The organism is Flagellimonas hadalis (genome assembly GCF_007785775.2).
Taxonomy (GTDB): domain Bacteria; phylum Bacteroidota; class Bacteroidia; order Flavobacteriales; family Flavobacteriaceae; genus Flagellimonas; species Flagellimonas hadalis.
Genome location: NZ_VNIK02000003.1, coordinates 309,556 through 329,693 on the forward strand (window position 1 = coordinate 309,556; position 20,138 = coordinate 329,693).

The 20,138-nt window shown below is 45.2% G+C and carries 19 protein-coding genes; 5 read left to right on the plus strand and 14 right to left on the minus strand.

The features are described 5' to 3' along the window. Nucleotide 1: 1 nt before the first annotated feature. Genes FOT42_RS07610 through FOT42_RS07625 form a run of 4 tightly spaced genes read right to left on the minus strand, consistent with a single transcriptional unit; the run spans nt 2 to nt 2,125 of the window. On the minus strand, nt 2-397 hold the full coding sequence (locus FOT42_RS07610) for a Dabb family protein (protein ID WP_151889968.1): 396 nt from the start codon (nt 395-397) through the stop codon (nt 2-4). Between the two features lie 3 nt (nt 398-400). Continuing rightward, nucleotides 401-1,024 carry a DUF4230 domain-containing protein gene (locus FOT42_RS07615; protein ID WP_151889969.1) on the minus strand — a complete coding sequence of 208 codons (624 nt, stop codon included), beginning with the start codon at nt 1,022-1,024 and terminating at the stop codon, nt 401-403. Continuing rightward, complete coding sequence (locus FOT42_RS07620) at nt 1,017-1,376, minus strand: DUF4260 domain-containing protein (protein WP_151889970.1); 360 nt, start codon at nt 1,374-1,376, stop codon at nt 1,017-1,019. The genes FOT42_RS07615 and FOT42_RS07620 overlap by 8 nt, the downstream gene beginning before the upstream one ends. Beyond that, entirely contained in the window at nt 1,373-2,125 is a 753-nt protein-coding gene (locus tag FOT42_RS07625; RefSeq protein WP_151889971.1) for a cyclase family protein, read from the minus strand. The genes FOT42_RS07620 and FOT42_RS07625 overlap by 4 nt, the downstream gene beginning before the upstream one ends. Before the next feature lie 269 nt (nt 2,126-2,394). Between FOT42_RS07625 and FOT42_RS07630 the strand changes: the two genes are divergently transcribed. After that, complete coding sequence (locus FOT42_RS07630; protein WP_151889972.1) at nt 2,395-3,843, plus strand: ATP-binding protein; 1,449 nt, start codon at nt 2,395-2,397, stop codon at nt 3,841-3,843. 147 nt (nt 3,844-3,990) lie between these two features. On the opposite strand, the gene hemW is transcribed toward FOT42_RS07630, so the two are convergent. The 8 genes from hemW to FOT42_RS07670 form a co-directional block, all read right to left on the minus strand. Continuing rightward, complete coding sequence (gene hemW / locus FOT42_RS07635) at nt 3,991-5,136, minus strand: radical SAM family heme chaperone HemW (protein ID WP_151889973.1); 1,146 nt, start codon at nt 5,134-5,136, stop codon at nt 3,991-3,993. A gap of 3 nt (nt 5,137-5,139) precedes the next feature. Next, nucleotides 5,140-5,691, minus strand: a complete 552-nt coding sequence (gene ruvC / locus FOT42_RS07640) for a crossover junction endodeoxyribonuclease RuvC (protein ID WP_151889974.1) — start codon at nt 5,689-5,691, stop codon at nt 5,140-5,142. Between the two features lie 3 nt (nt 5,692-5,694). Then, complete coding sequence (locus FOT42_RS07645) at nt 5,695-6,174, minus strand: hypothetical protein (RefSeq protein ID WP_151889975.1); 480 nt, start codon at nt 6,172-6,174, stop codon at nt 5,695-5,697. Nucleotides 6,175-6,218: 44 nt separating this feature from the next. After that, nucleotides 6,219-7,367 carry a tetratricopeptide repeat protein gene (locus FOT42_RS07650; protein WP_151889976.1) on the minus strand — a complete coding sequence of 383 codons (1,149 nt, stop codon included), beginning with the start codon at nt 7,365-7,367 and terminating at the stop codon, nt 6,219-6,221. Nucleotides 7,368-7,390: 23 nt separating this feature from the next. Beyond that, nucleotides 7,391-9,538 carry a M56 family metallopeptidase gene (locus FOT42_RS07655; protein ID WP_151889977.1) on the minus strand — a complete coding sequence of 716 codons (2,148 nt, stop codon included), beginning with the start codon at nt 9,536-9,538 and terminating at the stop codon, nt 7,391-7,393. After that, complete coding sequence (locus FOT42_RS07660) at nt 9,535-9,897, minus strand: BlaI/MecI/CopY family transcriptional regulator (protein WP_072878020.1); 363 nt, start codon at nt 9,895-9,897, stop codon at nt 9,535-9,537. Before FOT42_RS07660 ends, FOT42_RS07655 begins: the two co-directional genes overlap by 4 nt. 312 nt (nt 9,898-10,209) lie before the next feature. Beyond that, on the minus strand, nt 10,210-12,438 hold the full coding sequence (locus FOT42_RS07665; protein ID WP_151889978.1) for a TonB-dependent receptor: 2,229 nt from the start codon (nt 12,436-12,438) through the stop codon (nt 10,210-10,212). Between the two features lie 114 nt (nt 12,439-12,552). Continuing rightward, on the minus strand, nt 12,553-12,993 hold the full coding sequence (locus tag FOT42_RS07670; protein ID WP_151889979.1) for a hypothetical protein: 441 nt from the start codon (nt 12,991-12,993) through the stop codon (nt 12,553-12,555). A 108-nt stretch (nt 12,994-13,101) separates the two neighbouring features. Here FOT42_RS07670 and FOT42_RS07675 point away from each other — a divergent pair, with 108 nt between their 5' ends. Continuing rightward, nucleotides 13,102-13,614 (plus strand): DUF456 domain-containing protein, encoded by a 513-nt coding sequence (locus FOT42_RS07675; RefSeq protein ID WP_151889980.1) that lies wholly within the window; start codon nt 13,102-13,104, stop codon nt 13,612-13,614. Here the strand turns inward: FOT42_RS07675 and FOT42_RS07680 are convergent. Then, a complete protein-coding gene (locus tag FOT42_RS07680; RefSeq protein WP_151889981.1) occupies nt 13,611-14,165 on the minus strand; it encodes a nitroreductase family protein in 555 nt (184 codons plus the stop codon). The genes FOT42_RS07675 and FOT42_RS07680 overlap by 4 nt on opposite strands. Before the next feature lie 48 nt (nt 14,166-14,213). After that, nucleotides 14,214-15,101, minus strand: coding sequence for a LysR family transcriptional regulator (locus FOT42_RS07685; protein ID WP_151889982.1), 888 nt, complete (start codon nt 15,099-15,101; stop codon nt 14,214-14,216). 216 nt (nt 15,102-15,317) lie between these two features. Here FOT42_RS07685 and hutH point away from each other — a divergent pair, with 216 nt between their 5' ends. The 3 genes from hutH to FOT42_RS07700 are packed head-to-tail and all read left to right on the plus strand — an operon-like array spanning nt 15,318 to nt 20,138. Continuing rightward, a complete protein-coding gene (gene hutH, locus FOT42_RS07690; protein WP_151889983.1) occupies nt 15,318-16,895 on the plus strand; it encodes a histidine ammonia-lyase in 1,578 nt (525 codons plus the stop codon). A 1-nt stretch (nt 16,896) separates the two neighbouring features. Then, on the plus strand, nt 16,897-18,123 hold the full coding sequence (gene hutI / locus FOT42_RS07695) for an imidazolonepropionase (RefSeq protein ID WP_151889984.1): 1,227 nt from the start codon (nt 16,897-16,899) through the stop codon (nt 18,121-18,123). Nucleotides 18,124-18,134: 11 nt separating this feature from the next. Further along, a complete protein-coding gene (locus tag FOT42_RS07700) occupies nt 18,135-20,138 on the plus strand; it encodes a urocanate hydratase (protein WP_151889985.1) in 2,004 nt (667 codons plus the stop codon).

Sequence of the window (20,138 nt, forward strand, 5' to 3'; positions counted from 1 at the left end):
GTCAGATGCCTTCAGAATCGTAAACGATGACCTTTTCCCAAAGGTCCTTACACTCCCCGATGAACACCAAATGCGGCGGCTCTGTCTGATAGGCCGCTTGATCTTCGGCAGATTCGAACGAAAGGATCAAGGAGTAGGTAAATGAATCGTCCACCACATCACGGATCGCTTTGGGCGGTTTGCCGATAAATTTGGTCTTGGCGTACTGGGAATTGTCCAGAAACTTCTTCAACGATGCTTCAAAAGTGGCCCTGTCGGCCTGACTGTCGGGGTTCTTGAACCAGAAATAGACCACGTGGGCAAAGGTGTGGTCAAAAGTTGCTTTGTCGGATTCCTGTGCGTTGCTCATAACAGATATCATCCCTACCAAGAGCAGGGTCAAAATTTTGGTTTTCATTGTTTACTGTTCTATAAATTGTTTTTCCCTATTTGAAATCTCCAAGGCGGAATAGTCCAGCTTCCAACCGATGGTCTCCACGATCTTTTCCACCAAAAGTACGGCTTGGAGCGCTTCTTTCCTAGCTGTTTCCATCAGTCCACTTTCCGGTATCTTTTCTTTGATATGGTGTATGGCCTCTTGGTTGAGTTGGGTAAGGTCTGTGGGTGAAAAACTGTTAAATATCCCGTTCTTGATGTCGTAAAATTGCAGGTCGGGCTCAATGGACAAGACTTCGGGCTGTGGAAAATGGCTTAGGATGATCCGTTTGGTCTCGGTGTCCGCCTTCAGGTCCAACTTGCTCAAATCATATCCGATATGCGCCTTGGCCTTGATCACGATCAGTGCCTTCTTCTTGCTCCGGAACAGGCTCATAAAACTGTCCTTGGTATTCTCGTAGTGGTAAATCTCTGCAAAATCGCCTTCCACGGAGACCAGTTTGCACACGCTCCTGATCTTGTCCAGAAGTACGGTGGACTGGTGCTCGGTAATTTCCTTGCTCCGTTTTTTTCGGAACAGGGAAAAAAGCCAATACATCAATATGGCTCCCAAGATCAGTCCCAGAACGGAATCGAATACTTCACCCATTGTCTTTGCCTATTTCCCCCAAGTGGGTAAACTTAAATCCTTTGTCATATTTTAATCCATAGCCCAAGGCCCTGTCCAAAGCGGAGTGCGAGAACAGGATCACCCCGGCCAACTGGCATAAAGGTATTGAAAAGTAGCTCCCCAAGAGGTATATAATGATCGCCATTCCCTTGTGGTGGAATAAATTGTAGGTAAAGGCCCCTGCCCTGTTCCCAAAAAGATAGCCCAGCATCCCTATATCCGGCGCCAAGATCAGCACCAGAAACCACCACCACGCATAGTCCAATTGGTTGAACAGGTATATGCCCAACACAAGCATGAGGATTTCCTCCAATTTTAGAACGGTCTTCATTTTTCTTCAATTTTATACAGCACGGGGCGACTGGGGCTGGCATCATTTTCAAAAGGGGCCACTTGAAGGTTCAAAAAATACGTGCCGTCCTTCACTTTGTTCGGCACATAGATCAGTTCGGTGATGGTTGCCTTTTCCCGAGGTTTTCCTTTGATGTTCCAAAAGGCATTATGGCACAAAAGTGCCCCACCGTCCCGTTCCTTGTCCACCGAAGGCAGGTCGATCAGCAAGTGCTCCACCCCTTTTTTTACCAAAAAGTTCACGGCCTCTTCCAACAGATAGGGCGGATTGGTATCGGAATAGTTTCGGGAGCGTTTCTCCTTGGTGTTGGGCAGGGTGCGGATGACCACGGCTTCCCTTTTTTTATTGCCCAAAGCATATTTCAACTGTTTTTCGGAAATGACAAAGTCATCGCCCTCTTGCTCGGGGGCCACGGTGACCACTTCGGCCAAAAAGAAGAACTTTTTTAGTTTTTGGTTGATGGAATGGAACCCTTCGGTGATGTGGCCCAAGCATTCCGTGTGGGTCACATGCGAATGCGGATTGAACCACACATCATTGAAATTGGTGGATGCCCCTTCCGTGACCTTGCCCACAAATCCATCCTCGGTATGGGGCTCAATCTTGGGTGGAGGCAAATACCAAGCGTTCACATTTTTGTCGCCACCGTGCAGGGCAATGGAAATGTCAAGAGGTTTGGACAGGTCTATGGTATAGTTTCTGGAGTTATGTTTTAGGGTCACGATCATGTAATTGGTCTTGTTGCAGTAATAAACTCAATTCCGTTGAGAAATGCAATACTAGGCAACCAGAACTTTTGATTAAAATCCCGTATCTTCACTATTAGGTTAGTGTATTTCATTAAAAAATGAAATCATTGTGATCAATGGCCTCCCATTTATTTCAGAACTCTTTATCAGAAAATAATGTACATTTGGTTATGTGACTGTTATGTGACTATGTACTAAAACCACAAAAACAAAAGCCTATAAATCAATATATTAATAAATATATTAATGTGACAAATGATGATTTAAAAATACTGCTAAGTGAGTTACGTTCACTTCCAAATGAGACTGAATGGTTAGAATTTAAAAGTAACAATGCCCAGGAAATTGGCGAGTATATTTCTGCTTTATCCAATTCTGCATGTATTCATGAAAAGGAATTTGGTTATATCGTTTATGGCATAGATGATAGTACTCACAGAATTGTTGGCACCAATTTTTCTCCATTTCAAAAAGGCAAAGGAAATGAAGATTTAATCCCTTGGATTACTCGATTATTGAATCCACGAGTACATTTTGATCATTTTGAATTCGAGGTTGAAGGAGAACAAATTGTACTCTTCAGAATAAGAGCAGCTAATGGAATACCCGTCAAATTCTCAGGTGAAGCCTATATAAGAATTGGGTCTTATAAAAAGAAACTTTCTGAGCATCCAGAAAAAGAAAGACTAATTTGGACTAAGGAACCATCAAATACATTTGAAAAAGGATTAGCCTATTTTGGTGCAACTGCTGATGAAGTTTTAAAATTAATAGATTATCCATCTTATTTTGATTTGATGGGAATCCCACTTCCTGACAATCGGGCTGCAATTTTTGAAAAATTAAAACAGGAAAAAATAATTTTTAGTAAGGGCCAAAATTATGATATAACTAACTTGGGAGCTATTCTATTTGCCAGAGAGTTAGATGCATTTGAAACAATAAGCAGAAAAGCTATTCGTGTAATTATTTACCAAGGAAAAACTAAATTAAAAACCAAGAAAGAGCAAGAAGGAAAGAAAGGATATGCAACAGGCTTTAAAGGTTTAATCGGATATATTAACGACCAACTTCCTGTCAACGAAGAAATTGGAAAAGCATTTAGGAAAGAGGTCCGTATGTTTCCCGAACTTGCAATTCGTGAACTTGTTGCAAACGCAATCATTCATCAAGATTTTTCAGAAAAAGGAACAGGACCAATGATAGAAATATTTGATGATAGAATCGATATTTCAAACCCTGGCAAGCCTTTAATAAGCACTATGCGCTTTGTTGATCATAATCCACAGTCTAGAAATGAAAAATTAGCTCACTTTATGAGACGTCTTAATATTTGCGAAGAACGAGGTAGCGGAATTGATAAAGTAATTTTTGAGTGTGAATATTATCAGCTCCCAGCTCCTAAAATAATTGAAGGAGACAACTATACCCGAGTTACACTATTCGCACATAAATCACTTAGAAAAATGGATAAAGAAGATAAAATTAGAGCATGTTATCTTCATGCATGTCTTAAATATGTTTCAGGAGAATATATGACGAATGCATCATTGCGGGATAGATTCGGTATTGAAGAAAAAAATTACTCAATTGCTTCTAGAATCATTGCGGAGGGAATTAAGTCAGGTCTAATCAAAGATCAAGACCCTGAGAGTAACTCAAAAAAACACGCCAAATACATTCCATTTTGGGCTTAATCCTATGTGATCTAACTTCATAAATATCTCAAAGATTCAGAAAATACTGGTGGTTTCATAATGCCTTTATGTGACTGAATGAGATTAACACAATCTACTCTTCAAAAAAGATAAGCCCAGCACATCTATTTAGGAACTTACTTTAAACTATTCCAAAAAAAACAAATCTGCCGCAATCCCATCCGCCAAAAACTTGCCTTGCTGGGTGGTGCGCAAAATGGCATCTTCCCAAAACAGCAATTGCCGATCAATGAATTTTTCCGATTGGTGCTCCAAATAGTTCGCGTAGTCCTGTCCAAATTCCTTGGCAATCTTATCCTTGGAAACTCCCCAAATGGTCCGGAGGCCCGTCATCACATATTCGTTGTAACGGTCCGTCACGGTCAAGGTTTCCTTTTCACTGGGCAGGACCCCTTGCTGGATCTGTTTGATATAGATGGAATTGTTCCGGATGTTCCAAGCGCGAGAAAGTCCATCATAGGAATGTGCAGATGGACCAATGCCCAAATAGGTTTTGCCTTGCCAATAAGCCGTATTGTTTTGGGAAAAATAGCCCGGTTTCCCAAAGTTGGAGATTTCATAATTCACAAACCCTTGTTCCTCCAATAGTTCCACCAAAATATGGAACTGCTCCTGTGCCTGATCGTCATCCACCTGGGGCACGGTTCCTTTCTGGATCAGTTTTTCCAGTGCGGTTTTGGGTTCCACCGTTAAGGCATAGCTGGAGATATGGGGCAACCCGAAATCCAAGGCTTTTTGGATGTTCGCCTTCCATCGGTCATGATCCATCCCCGGGATACCATAGATCAGGTCGATGGTGATGTTATCAAAATGCTTCACGGCTTCCTCAATACAATGTTCAGACTCTTGGGCATTGTGGGCACGGTTCATCAACTTCAAATCTTCCTCAAAAAAAGATTGGATGCCGATGCTGAGACGGTTCACCCCAATTTTCCTAAAATCCTTGAAAATATCTCTCGACTGCGCTCGAGATGACACCAAATCATCGGGGTTGGCCTCCAGCGTGATTTCTGGATTATCCATTACTTTGTAATGGTCATATACGGCTTGGATCAAACGCTCCAATTCATGTAACTCCAAAACCGAAGGGGTGCCTCCGCCAAAATATATGGTCTCGACAACCTCATCGCCCAACTCATTTTTACGGAGTTCCATTTCCCTCACCAAGGCATCCACCATGGCGCCCTTCTTCTTCATTTGGGTAGAAAAATGAAAATCGCAGTAATGGCAAGCTTGTTTGCAAAACGGCACGTGAATGTAAACGCCAGCCATATTTTAACGAAGTTTGTCCGGATTCTGTTTGATGAACGCCTCCCAACCGGTGTAGCTCTTGCCCAATTCCACTTTCCCATCATTATAAAAATGACAAACGGCCGCAGCCAGTCCATCGGTGCTGTCTAGGTTTTTGGGCAGGGTCTTCAGTTTCAGCACGCTTTGCAGCATTTTGGCCACTTGTTCCTTGCTGGCATTGCCATTGCCGGTGATGGACATCTTGATCTTCTTGGGCATGTACTCGGTAATGGGCACCTGTCTGGAGAGTCCGGCCGCCATGGCCACGCCCTGCGCACGGCCCAGTTTCAGCATGGATTGCACGTTCTTCCCATAAAAAGGGGCCTCAATGGCAATTTCATCGGGGTGGTAGGTATCGATGAGTTCCAAGGTCCGCTCAAAAATCAGCTTAAGTTTGATGTAGGGATCATCATACTTTTTCAGCATGAGTTCGTTCATCTGCACAAAGTGCATCTGCTTGTTCACCACCTTGATAATGCCAAAACCCATAACGGTCGTTCCGGGGTCTATTCCCAATATGATCTTTTCTGTAGCCAAATTCTAATGGGTGTTTAGTACCAATGGCAGCCTGAACCGAAGACCTACCGGATTCCCTCTTTTCAACGCGGGCGCCACCGTGGTCAGGTCGTTCAACCGCTCGGATATCTTGGTGTTGAAATCCGAGATCTCATTGAGCACGGCGGTTTTTTCCTCCACGTTGATCACGGATATGAAACCATGCTCGTCAATCATGAAATCGATGTACACGGTGTCGTTCAGGTCGCTGTCCACTTGGAACTGGAGGCCCGACAAGGCTTCGGAAAAATAGTCGGCCATCACGTTCTGGAAACATTCCCTTTGCGCTGCCTTGGTCGCTGTTTCATCACAGCTATCAAAAAGGGGGTATTGGTCCACATCGTTCCAATCGATGGCCATAAGTTCCTCATTGACCAGTTTTTGGGTCTTGTCCTCCTTGGACTCGAACAGTTCGCAGGAAACGAACAATCCCATAAAAATGATCCACAAAACATACTTTTGCATGGCAGCCCCTATAATTTGGCTGAAATTACAATATTTTGAAGAAATCAGTTGCCCGCGTAGTGTATTTCCTCCTTGATCTCCGATATGCGCTTTTGGACACGCTCGGCTATGAAAGGAGCCAGATCGGGATACATTTCCAATAACCTTTCATAATATCCCAACTTTGTGTTGGCGTCTTTGTAGTACTCGTCCGCCAGGATACAGACCTGATAATAGTTGTACGGATTATCCTTGTTCTCTTCCCAGGCCTTGGTGTAGAGATCCAGCGCTGTTTTGGTCTTTCCCTGTATGCGCGCTATGCGGCCAAGGTCGGCATATTCCTTATCAAAGGTTACGGTGCGCTCTTTTATGGATTTTTGGATGTAGTATTGGGCACTGTCCAATTGTTGTTCCTTTAGGAACACCTCACCAAGGCCAGAGTAGGCATCCGCCAAATACTCTGGAAATTTCATGAGTTGATGATAGGTTTTTTGGGCCTTTTCCAACTCCAAGTCCCTGAAGTAACTATGGGCAAGCCTGTTATATACAAAAGGTACTTCCTCCCCAAGTTCCAACAATCTTTCAAAGTGTGGAATGGCCATCCCAAACTGTCCGTTGTTGAAAAAGGCCAGCGCTTTCAGGTTGATCATGGAAACATCGTCTTCATAAAACCGAAGGCCCATATCCACATACTTGAGCACGGAATCCTTTTCTTTTTTCGATACAAAAGATCTGGCCAACGAATATAAACTCCGCAAATGGGTGCTGTCTTTTTGAACAGCATTTCTAAAGGCTTCATCTGCCCTTTTTTGGTTGTTCAAGGATTCCCATACCCTGCCCAAGTAATAGTAGTATTCAGGATTTTCCTGTTCTTTGGAGACCAACACATCGATAGTTGCCAGTGCTAGGTCATATTTTTTGGTCTTGAGGAGCAATTTGCCCAATTCGAAACGGGCAATGTCCAGGTTGGGGTCCATGCCCAGCGTTTCCTGGTATTGGACAATGGCCTTATCGTAATTCCCAATGGCATTGTAGGCCCGGGCTATCTGTAGGGATGACGCTGTGTTGTTCTGCTTCGCATAGGCATTGATGGCCGCAGCATAGTTGCCCAAGGCATACAGACTGTCGGCAACGGGCAAAGCCGATGACTGTGCACCGGCTTGGAATGAAAACAAAATCAAACAGCTATACCAAATGGATTTTATTCCCATCATCTACTCTATTTCCAATGACATTGCTATCGGGTTACTTCGATTGTTTTTGTTGGCAGTCCCTTGTATTGAAAACTCAAGACCTGTCCTTCTTCGACCGCAATGGCAAAATTGCCATCAAAATCGGTGACCGCGCCTTTTTCAGTGCCTTGGATGGATATGTTCACTCCGGGAAGACCGAGTGGTTCACTGTCCGTGACCTTGCCTTTATAATGACTGGACCCGTTCCCATGCTGTAGCCCTCCGGCCACTTGTATATAATCTTTGGCTTGGCGCGTTGCATCCGATGTTCCACTCGTTTTTCCAGCCAATTTAAAGGTAATGGGTATGGAGAAAGGAACTTCCACCACCTTCCCTTTTTGTTTTCCAGGTTGCATTTGGGGCAAACGTTCTATGATGCGAACTGCCTCATTTTCCAACAATTCATGTGGTCCCCGTTTGCGAATGTCCGCAATGGTCCCATCCTCCCCGATAGTGAAAATCACACTTACCCTACCTTGGATACCCTGCTCTTGGGCCACTTGGGGATACCTGAAATGTTTGCGAATGTGCTCCTGCACTTTTTCTGTAAAACAGGCTTTTTTGTCAGCGGCATCCTCACAGCCCGGAAAAACGGGCACTTCCTCCACAACTGCGAAGGGCACACCAATACCTCCCCTTTGTGGACTGATCACATTTTCCACATTCCCTTGAAGTCGGAAGGTGATAGGGATGGAAAAGGGAACCTTCACCATCTCTCCGTCCTGCTTTCCAGGTTGCATTTGGGGCAAGCGTTCTATGATCCGTACCGCTTCATTTTCCAATAATTCGTGTGGCCCACGTTTCCTGATACCTGTAATGGTCCCATCTGTATCGATGGTGAAAATTAGGCTCACCCTCCCTTGGATGCCCTGCGCTTGGGCTTCTTCTGGATATCTAAAGTGTTTGCGGATATGTTCCTGTATCTTTTCTTGAAAACAGGTCCTCTTATCCATTGCATCCTCGCACCCTGGAAAAACGGGCACTTCATCTATCTCTCCAAATGGCACCGAAACGCCATTCTGATTTTGCTTATCCACACTTATACTTTTAATAGCCCCGCTTTCGACTTGCATTTTTATGGATCTTTGTTGTTGGTCCATCATATGGACAATAACACCTGTTTCGCTGTTTTCTGCCAGTTTTTCCATTAACTCATCCCGTGCGCTTTCTTCTTCTGCGGTAAGTGCATCCAAATCCTTCACGTTCAATGTGTAGGTTTTAAAATCCCCATTATACCCTACAATCACAATTTCATCCAAAAGAACAGCTTCCAATTCTTCATTTTTCTTTTCGCTTTCACTCTCGCAGGAAGTATACACCAACATCCCCAAGACCAAGGGCAGCAACAATACATACTTCAACTGCCAAATGGCTTTTGATCGTTTCTTTTGTAACATGACTATTCGTTTTTTGATTAATGATTTATTGAAAAATTGGTTCACAAAACTGATGTGCTGCGTCTTGAACGCTTCGGACAACAGCATTTCAAAGTGTTCCCTTTTGTTGTCCTTCACCGCATGCGCATCGGCAATGAACTCGTGCAGTTCCGCCACCCGGGCTTGATACACATAGACCAAGGGATTGAACCAGAACACGATCCGGGCCAACTCAAAAAAGAGCAGGTCCAAGGTGTGTTTTTGTTTTACATGCACCAGTTCGTGTGCAATGATCTTGGCCTCTTTTTCCTTTTGGATCTCGGCCCCCATGAAAATGTTCCGGAAGAAGGAAAAGGCCAAACTGCTCCTTTGTACGGTGACCTTGACAAAATCCGGGTACCTGACCACTTTTCCTTGTCGTTTCAGTTTCAGGATCTGCAACAGCTTGTAGCCAAACCAAAGAGCGGACATGATGCTTCCCACGCCCAATACCCAATAGTACCATGGCAATGTGGTCCAAAAATTCGTTTCGGGGCCATGCGGGGTCAAGACCACCCCATCCAATTGCGTCAAAAAGACGGTGACACCGCCCAATTCCTGCGGCATGCTGATCCGCAACATTTCCAGCTTGACCCAGGGCAACACCAACGAGAGTAAAAAAGTGACCAAGAGATAAAACCTGTTCCATTGGAAAAAGGTCTCTTTCTTTAGAAAGAGGTCGTAGGTCAACAAAAAGACCAACTGAAAGACGAGTGTTTCCAAGATATAGACAATCATTTTTCCTCGTTTTTGATGTTCTTCATGATCTCTTCCAATTCTTTCAGGCTGATGTCGTTCTTCTTCATAAAAAAGGACACCATGCTGGTGAAGGAGCCTTGGAAATACCCATCGACCAAGGTGTTCAAACGTTGGTTGCTGTACTCCTCCCTTTTCACCAAAGGAAAGTACACATGGCCCTTCCCTACCTTCTCATGGGACACAAAACCTTTGTCTTCCAATATCCTGACAATGGTGGAAACCGTATTATAGGCTGGTTTGGGTTCGGGCAATTCCTCCAGAATTGCGGCCACATTGGCCTTTTTCAATTCCCAGAGCAATTGCATTACCTCTTCTTCTGCTTTGGTGAGCTGTTTCATTTTCAACTAACTTTTTAGTTCAATACGAAACAAATATAACTAAATATTTAGTTTAAACTAATTTTTTAGTTGAAAAATGGATAAAAAATCCGCCAGCGTAGTTTACTGGCGGATAATTGTTTGACTTGAATACTACTTTTCACTAAAAATCAGAATGTTATATAAATGAAGTCAGGTCGAGCTGTCATATCGAGCGCAGTCGAGATGCGAGACCTCATTCAAAAACAGAACACCAAAGCATCTCGACTGCGCTCGATATGACAATTGCCAAAATCAACATCTTAAATTCATTTATACATCCAACTCTGTTATTTAAAAAGTAACCGTAACCTTTCCTCTTAAATAGAATGGCGTTCCCGGTGTAAAATGGATTTCCTCAAAAGAAGTCGGCTCATTGAACAAACGGCTTTCGGTTGCAAATTGGGTCTCGTTCCATTCCGTATCGAACAGGTTCTCCACAATCAACCCAAACGTCCAATTCTTCACACTATAATTAAGGGTGGCGTCGGTAACAAAATAGCCTTCCGCCACGATGGAATTGTCTTCATTGGCCGGCCTATCATCAATATACCTGTAGTTCAATCCTCCCGAAAAGCCTTGATTGCTATTGCCCAACGTAACTCCGCCCACCATGGTAAAATCGGGTGCCAGAGGAATATAATCTTCGCCATCGGCCTCTTCGGTGCTTCGGGCATGGGTGTAATTGGCATCGGTGTAGAGATAAAGCCAATCCAAGGGTTGGTACCTCACCCCTACCTCAAGGCCCATTCTTCGGGTCTTTCCACTAGGTTCCACAATTCCGGCATCACCCACGTATACAAACTCCTGGTCCAGAAACAAGGTCCACAAAGTGGCGTTCAGCACCAATTTGTCCACAGGTTTGATGATCGTTCCCAAATCCACGCCATAAGCCGCGGGCAGGATGTCCTCCCCATTGTTGGCCACCACGACCCGAGTGTCGTTGGAGTGAAAGCCGATGCCCGTTTTCAAGAAGAATTGTGTGTTTTCCGTGGGGCTGTAAATGGTATTGAACTTGGGGCTGAAAGCCACCTTTTCCTCACTGCCGCTATCGTACAACTCGCTCATCTTGTTGATGTAATCGAACCGGAAATAATCCAGACGAACAGCAGGTTCAAAGGTAAATTTTCCTGATTTGAAAGCCGCTCCCGCAAACGCGTAGCCGTTCATCTCATCCACGTCACCATAGGCCAAACGCTCCAGCAATTCCTGGCGGTTCAAGGTGTGCGATAACTGGTTGTCGTCCACATTATCGTACCGAAAACCAATTCCCGCATTGTATTTGAACTCCATTCCGCCCAAATTGGCCGAATTGTCCTGATAAACCGTCTTGACACCTGCCATCAATCGGTCTTCAAACTGTTTGATCTGATCTCCGTTCACCGGGTCATCCAAGAAAAAGGTAAAATTGGAATAGAGCTCAAAATCGTAATGGGACACAAACGCCATGGTATTGAGGGATTTTCCCGTCCCCAGATTTTTGCTGTGGTCCAAAACAAAGTTGGTTCGGCTGGTCTGCCCACCCTCGGTGTCATCAATCGCCCCGAAACGACCAATAAATCCTTGGTCCACAGCCCTTTGGGGAATCTGCCCCGAAGCATCCCATTTGCTGGAAAAGTGTGAAGCGGTCAACACCAATTCCTGTTCCCCGGGCAGCGCGTATCGGTATCTTCCCAAAACGTTGATGCGATTGAAGTTCTGCGGTGAATCAAAAGGACCATCCGTCAAATACAGTTCGGAGGCCAGATAAGCATTGCTGTTCTCGCTGTCGATCACATTGAGCATGCCCATAAACCTTCTGGTGCCAAATTGGCCCACTTCTGTGGACAGCATGCTCTTGTCCAAACTTTTTCTCAGCTTCAGGTCCACATAACCGGCTGTATTGAAGTTGCCCTGTTCCGCATAGTAAGGCCCCTTTCCAAAGTTGACATTCTCGATGGTCTCCGGAATCACAAAGTGAAGGTCGGCATATCCCTGCCCGTGGGCATGGGAAACCATGTTCACCGGCATTCCGTCCACACTGATGGCCACGTCGGTACCGTGGTCCACATCAAATCCACGCAAGAAAATCTGTTCGGCCTTTCCTCCACCCGCGTGTTGACCAATGATCAGGCCCGGTACCTTTCTCAAAATCTCTTGGGAAGATTTCACGGGATTGGTTTTCACGTCCACATCCACTACCCTGCTCAGGGCATTCACTTCCGACACCAAAACCACTTGGTCCAAAGAAATGGAGCTCTCTTGAAGAACAATGGTCAGTGGATTTTGAAAGTCGGATGCACTCACCACCCGCGTCTGGGTGGCATATCCCAATCGTGAAAAGTAAATCGTGTCGTTTACCGAAGTCCTGTCCAGCACAAAATGTCCTGTCCCGTCGGTGTGGCTGTGTTGGCCGCTGGTTTTGTTAAAAATTCCAGCGTCTTCCAATGGGGAACCCGATTCGTCAACCAGTTTTCCCTTGATGTTTTGTGCGGCAGCAATGCCCATGAACAGCATGCACAATGCCGCCATAAAATATTTCATGTCGTTGTCTTTTAATTTGATTTGTGTAAATAAGTCTGAACAATACGTAAGCTAGACCTTGCTTCATTGAAGTATTGATGAAGCCTGTTCGTTAAAATTTTGGTCTGGCCGATTTCAGCTATGCCGTGGAGGAGGTGTAGTCACACTTTGTGACCAAAAAGAAGTTATGCATTGATAAACCCAATTGCTATCACTAATTGGCAAGGTTTTCACTTCGGATGTACTACGGGCTTTTTGAACAAAATGTTTGTCCAACTTTAGACTGATCCCGCCCTTGGACCCTTGTTCATCAGGCTGATTGGCCTCAAGCAAATCCTTTAAAGCTTCCAACGCTTCGTGGGAGTGGCCCGCCATGGCCTCCAAAGAAGAATAATCAATGGCTTCATGGTCAGAGGCAAAACTATGGTGGTGCGTTTCTGGGGACATTATGTGGGAGACCTCGTGCAGCATTTCCAACACCAATCCGTTAAAAAGTCCGAGCAAATAAAACAGGCATAGGGAAACACATCCCATTTGGATGAGCCCTTTTTTCACCTGTGGTTTGCTTCTTTTCACCTTTGGAAATTGTCCTCAAATCTACTTATGAAATTTTAAAAGTCAGGGATTTATTTCATTTGTTTGTAACATTTCTCAGCTACATTTGTCTAACTGTAAAACAAGACCATGGATATTGTTTTGCTCATTTTAGGGTTTCTGTTGATGTTGGTCGGGATATTGGGCAGTTTTTTGCCCGTGCTTCCCGGTCCTCCCTTGAGTTGGGTCGGACTGCTGTTGCTCTATTTGACCAAAGCAGTACCCGATAATTGGTGGGTACTTGGCATCACCTTGGCCATTGCCTTGACCATCACCGTTTTGGACTATGTAATTCCTGCCATGGGCACCAAACGGTTCGGGGGTAGCAAAGCAGGCATGTGGGGTACGATTGTGGGCCTGCTCGTCGCCATTTTTGTTCCCATTTTTGGCCCATTCGGAATCATCATTTGGCCATTTATCGGAGCTTTGGTGGGCGAATTGCTGAACAAGGCCAATAAAGAAACTGCCTTGAAGGCGGCTTTTGGTTCTTTTTTGGGATTTTTGACAGGCACCTTTATGAAATTGGTGCTGACCATCGTCTATGCCATTTTCTACGTGTACATTGCCGTGAAATATGCGGGCGACCTGTTCACGTTTAGTTAGTCGAACCACTCCACTTTTTCATCGATGGGCGTTCTTTCGGATGGGATTACCTCTCCATCAAAATAACCCATATAGAAAAAGCCCAAACATCGTTCGCCCTCCTTCAAATCGAAAAACTCACCCATAAACTTGATGAGTCCGGGCGAAGACCAATAACTCCCAATCCCCAGCTCGGTACAGCACAACCACATATTTTGTACCGCCATGGCTGTTGAAGCAATTTCTTCCCATTCGGGCAAACTTTCTTTGGGATCTCGCTGCATGCAGATGGCAATCACTGCAGCGGAACGTGCAGGGTTCTCCTGTAATTTATTGATGGTGACCTGTTTCGGTTTGGGGTCCACCTCCTGATACTTTTCGGAAAGGAACACGCCCATTTCATCCTTTTTTTTGCCCGTCAACACCTTAAAACGCCAGGGCTCCGTTTTCTTATGGGTCGGGGCCCAATTGGCCGCTTCCAAAATTTTTTCCAAATCTTCCTTGGCAATGGGTTTATCGTTGTATTGAACGGGAAAAATACTTCTCCGTTCCTTGATGAGATTAAAAATCATACTGCTTCTTTACGTTGAATTCCAAAGTTACGCCCCAAAACCTTGCCGTCATAATTTTTGAAGCAAGTCCATACATTTTTGAAGCGCAGGATTCCGATTATCGGTCTTCCAGACCATGCTCAAGATGGCTCGTTGCTTTATGTTTTTCATTTCGATGAACTTCACCTTCATCTGAAACCCATACTGAAGTGTGGTGGGTACAATGGCAATGCCCAATTTATTCTCCACCAGTTTAAAAATGGTCTGCGCATGTACCGACTTGTGTGACACTTTCGGAACAAACCCACTATCCTCACAAATACTAAGCACCGTATCGTAGTACATGGGACTATAATCTTGGGAAAACAGGATAAAATCCTCATCCGCCACTTGCTTGATGCCCTTAAAATTCACTTCATCCAAAGGATGGTTCTCCGGCAGCACCAAGGAAAAGGTGTCCTCAAAAACGGGTTTTACCTCCAGCCCTGTGGGCACGCGTGACAATCGGACAAAACCCAAATCCAATCGATCCGCCAAGATGGCATTGATTTGTGCCCGGTTGGAAAGTTCCTCCAAAGTCGTATGAACCGTTGGAAACTTTTTCTTCAATTCCAGCAATAAATTGGGCACCACATTTTGCATGGCCGAACCCAAAAAACCGATACGCACCTCTCCCAATTGTCCCTCTCCGATAAGTTTCACCTGCTTTTTGGTCTGTTCCAGATGGTTCAATATAAATTCCACCTCTTTCTTTAAAAACTCACCCGCTGGAGTTAGGCTAACCTTTTTCTTGTCCCTCACAAACAGTTGTGTCTCCAAAATCTCCTCCATCTGTTTGATCTGTGTGCTCAAACCCGGTTGGGAAATAAAAAGTTTTTCAGCCGCCTTTCTATAGTGAAGCTCTTCAGCGACGGCCAAAAAATAGATGAAGTGTCGAAGTTCTATTTGATAATTCATACTTATTGATTATTACAAAAATAAGTATTGGTAATTATTAAACCTAATTGATACTTTTGAATAACCGTGATTAATCATCTAAGCGAAAAGCTGTCAGGTCGAGCGCAGTCGAGACCCATTTTGAAACTTTGAGTCCATTAACTTCTCGACTCCGCTCGAAGTGACAATTTACCGTGATTGATTGCGAACAATCAATTAAGAAACTAATCTAAAAACATGGCTACAGACCGAACATTTCACTTTGGCGAAGACCATTTGACCGCAAGCATAGCTTTGGGCATGGCCCATCGCACCATCAAAGGTATGTTTTCCGATGAATGCCTCAAAAATGTAAATGCCAGTCACCAACGCGTTCAGCGTATCGTGGAAAGAGGAGATACAGTATACGGCATCAACACTGGATTTGGTCCTTTGTGCAATACCAAGATTTCCAAAGCCGACACCAAAATTTTGCAATCCAACATATTAAAAAGCCATAGCGTAGGGGTGGGCGAACCTATTTCCACCGAATTGGCCAAAATCATGCTGATCCTGAAAATCCATGCCTTGGCAAAAGGCTACTCGGGTATTGCCGAAACCACTTTGCAGCGCATGCTATGGCATTTGGAAAACGATGCCATTCCTGTGGTTCCTTCGCAAGGCTCGGTTGGAGCATCAGGGGATTTGGCCCCGCTGTCCCATTTGTTTTTGCCTTTGATAGGTTTGGGGAAAGTAAAATATCAAGGAAAAACCATCACCACCCAAGAATTATTTCAAAAAATGGGATTGAACCCATTGGAATTGGGGCCCAAGGAAGGTCTCGCTTTGATCAACGGAACCCAATTTATCGCTGCACACGGCGTGATGGTCGTCCACAAATTACAGCATTGCCTTCGACAGGCAGACATTATCGGTGCCATGATGCTCGAAGGACTGCAAGGTTCCATGAAGCCTTTTTTTGAGGAATTGCACCAACTTCGTCCGTTCAAAGGGAACCAACATGTCGCGGGAAGAATTCGAACCCTACTGCAAGGTTCCGAGATTTTGGAAGACCATATCGATTGCGAACGGGTGCAAGATCCCTACTCTTTGCGCTGTATGCCACAAGTGCACGGTGCATCCCGAAATGCTTGGCTCCATCTAAAAGAATTGTTGGAAATCGAACTCAACTCTGTGACCGATAACCCCGTGATCATTGATGACGAACTCACCATCAGTGGCGGAAATTTCCACGGGCAACCCTTGGCCATGGCCTTGGATTATGCTGCTTTGGCCGCTTCGGAAATTGGAAACATATCAGACCGGCGTATCTATCTGGCCCTCGAAGGCAATAGCCCTGGTGTTCCCAAGTTGTTGATGAACGATACCGGAATCAATTCGGGCTATATGATCTTACAATACACCTCCGCAGCATTGGCCAGTGAAAACAAAAGTTTGTGTTTTCCAGCTAGCGCCGATAGCATTCCCACCTCATTGGGACAGGAAGACCATGTGAGCATGGGTTCCATCAGCGGTAGAAAGGCATTACAGATCATCGAAAATGTGGAAAAGATATTGGCCATCGAATTGTTGACGGCAGCCCAGGCCTTCGAGTACAGAAAACCCTTAAAATCGGGGATTCTGTTGGATGAAATCCATACCTTCCTGAGAACCAAGGTTGCTTTTGCCGAAAACGACCGTGTCTTTGCCGATGACATTGAAACAGGAATTGAAATCATCCAAAATGGGGAAATCATCAATTTGGTAGACCGGATTATGGAGGAGAAACAACTGAAGTGGAACACCCCACATCTTGATGAATTTGAAACATACTAGCATGAACAGACCACTATTGATAGGACCCTTTGCCCAATTACTCCCCATGACGGGACTCCCATTAAAAGGAGCGCTCAAAGATGAGCAACTGCCCATCATTGAACGTGGGGGCATTTTGGTTTCCGAAGGAAAAATTCTCAAACTCGGTGTTTTTGACGAGTTGAAATCCGATGATGTCGACATCCACCCAATCGAAAGAGCACAGGTTTGCCTGCCCGGATTTGTAGACTCGCACACCCATATCTGTTTTGGGGGCACACGCGCTCGGGATTACGCCTATCGGAATGCTGGAAAAACCTATTTGGAGATTGCCAAAGCCGGTGGCGGTATCTGGGACACCGTTACCCAGACCCGAAAAGCATCACAAGATGAATTGGTTGAAGGGATTGTTTCCAGAAGTAAAAAGCATCTGAAAAATGGTGTCACCACCATCGAGGTAAAAAGTGGTTACGGTCTTTCTGTGGATGAAGAATTGAAAATGCTACGCGCTATCCAACACGCCAATGCAATTATTAACGCCTCTTTGATACCGACCTGTTTAGCTGCCCACATGAAACCCAAAGATTGGAATAAGGACAAAAGTTATTTGGACGTAATCATCAATGAATTGTTTCCCATCATCAAGGCTGAAAACTTGGCCCGCCGTGTGGATGCCTTTGTGGAGGAAAGTGCTTTTTCCCCAGAGGAAATCAAACCCTATTTCCAAAAAGCCAAAGAAATGGGCTTCGACATTACCGTGCACGCAGACCAATTTACCACGGGCGGCAGTCAGGTTGCAGTAGATTTTGGAGCAGTAAGCGCCGACCATTTGGAAGCCAGTACCGAAAAAGAGATTCAATTGCTAGCCAAGAGCAATACCATTGCCACAGCTTTGCCCGGGGCATCCATTGGTTTGGGATGCGCCTACACGCCAGCACGGAAAATTTTGGATGCCGGTGGCGCATTGTCCATCGCCAGCGACCATAATCCAGGTTCTGCCCCCATGGGTGACCTATTGACCCAAGCCAGTATTTTGGGCACTTTTGAAAAATTGTCCAACACCGAGGTTTTGGCTGGCATCACTTATAGGGCCGCAGCAGCTTTGCGTTTGACAGACAGAGGAAAACTAGAAACCGGCGCACAGGCCGACTTTGCTATTTTCCCAACGGATAACTACCAAGAAATCACCTATCATCAGGGGCAAATGAAACCCAGTGAAGTCTGGAAAAAAGGAACGCCCATCCATTAAAACATTGCATCATGACTGAATTTCAGCAACAAATACGACAAGGCATCCCCCAACAACTTCCACCTAAAAAGCCATATCCGAAAAACGGCAACCCTGCCCCAAAACGGAAAGACATCCTTTCCAAAGACGAGAAAAAATTGGCCGTTCAGAATGCACTGCGCTATTTTCCTGAAGCTTGGCATAAAGAGCTTGCCCCAGAATTTGCGGAGGAGCTGAAAACTTACGGTCGCATCTACATGCATCGGTTCAAGCCCGATTATGAAATGTACGCACGGCCCATTTCGGAATATCCTGCCAAAACACATCAGGCAGCGGCCATTATGCTCATGATCCAGAACAATTTGGATCCTGCCGTGGCACAACATCCCGAGGAACTTATTACCTACGGCGGCAATGGGGCGGTTTTCCAAAACTGGGCGCAATACCTGCTCACGATGAAATATTTGGCAGAAATGAGCGAAGAACAGACGCTCCATATGTATTCTGGACACCCGATGGGCCTTTTCCCATCGTCCAAGGAAGCGCCACGAGTGGTGGTCACCAACGGCATGATGATTCCCAACTACTCCAAACCCGATGATTGGGAAAAATACAACGCACTTGGCGTAACACAATACGGGCAGATGACGGCTGGTTCCTATATGTACATTGGTCCACAAGGCATTGTCCACGGAACGGCGATTACGGTCATGAATGCATTCCGTAAAGTATTGAAGCCAAACGAATCGCCCGAAGGCAAGATCTTTTTGACCGCTGGATTGGGAGGCATGAGCGGTGCACAACCCAAAGCGGGAAATATTGCCGGAGGCATCACCATTTGTGCCGAAGTCAATCCCGAAGCTGCCAAAAAACGCCACGACCAAGGTTGGGTTGATGAATTGTTGGTGGATTTAGATCTGTTGGTGGTTCGCACCAAAGAAGCCGTGGCAAACAAAGAAGTGGTTTCCTTGGCCTATATCGGCAACGTAGTGGATGTTTGGGAACGTTTTTATGAGGAAGATATTTTCATTCATTTAGGTTCCGACCAAACCTCCTTGCACAATCCTTGGGCGGGTGGATATTATCCTGTTGGACTTTCGTTTGAGGAGTCCAATGCTTTGATGGTAGAAAATCCAGAAGCTTTTAAGGAAAAAGTGCAGGAATCGCTTCGGAGACAAATTAATACCATCAACAAACACACGGCAAAGGGCACCTACTTTTTTGATTATGGCAATGCCTTTTTATTGGAAGTTTCCCGAGCGGGAGGCGATGTGATGGCCGAAAACAACATCGACTTCAGGTATCCGTCCTACGTCCAAGATATTTTGGGCCCGATGTGTTTCGATTATGGTTTTGGTCCGTTCCGATGGGTCTGTACCTCGGGCGACCCGAAAGACCTTCAAAAAACGGATGACATTGCCCTTGAAGTGATGAAAAAGATAAAATCCGAAGCACCGGAAGAAATCCAACAGCAGATGCAGGACAATATCAAATGGATATCCGAAGCGGAACAGAACAAATTGGTGGTAGGTTCACAGGCCCGTATTCTTTACGCCGATGCCGAGGGTCGAAGCAAGATTGCCGATGCCTTCAACACGGCCATTGCCAAGGGGGAAATCAGTGCTCCTGTGGTATTGGGACGCGACCATCACGATGTAAGCGGTACGGACTCTCCCTTTAGGGAGACCAGCAATATTTATGACGGTAGCAAGTTCACCGCAGATATGGCCATTCAAAATGTGATAGGCGATAGTTTTCGAGGGGCCACTTGGGTTTCCATTCATAACGGTGGAGGCGTTGGCTGGGGAGAAGTGATCAATGGTGGATTTGGAATGGTACTCGACGGTTCCGAGGAAGCCTCCAATCGACTGAAAAAGATGCTGTTCTTTGATGTGAACAATGGCATTTCACGAAGAAGTTGGGCTAGAAACAAAGAAGCCCGCTTTGCCATTGAACGAGAAATGAAGCGTACCCCAGATTTAAAAGTAACTTTGCCGTATCTTGTAGCATCCGATATTTTGGACCATCTTTTTTGA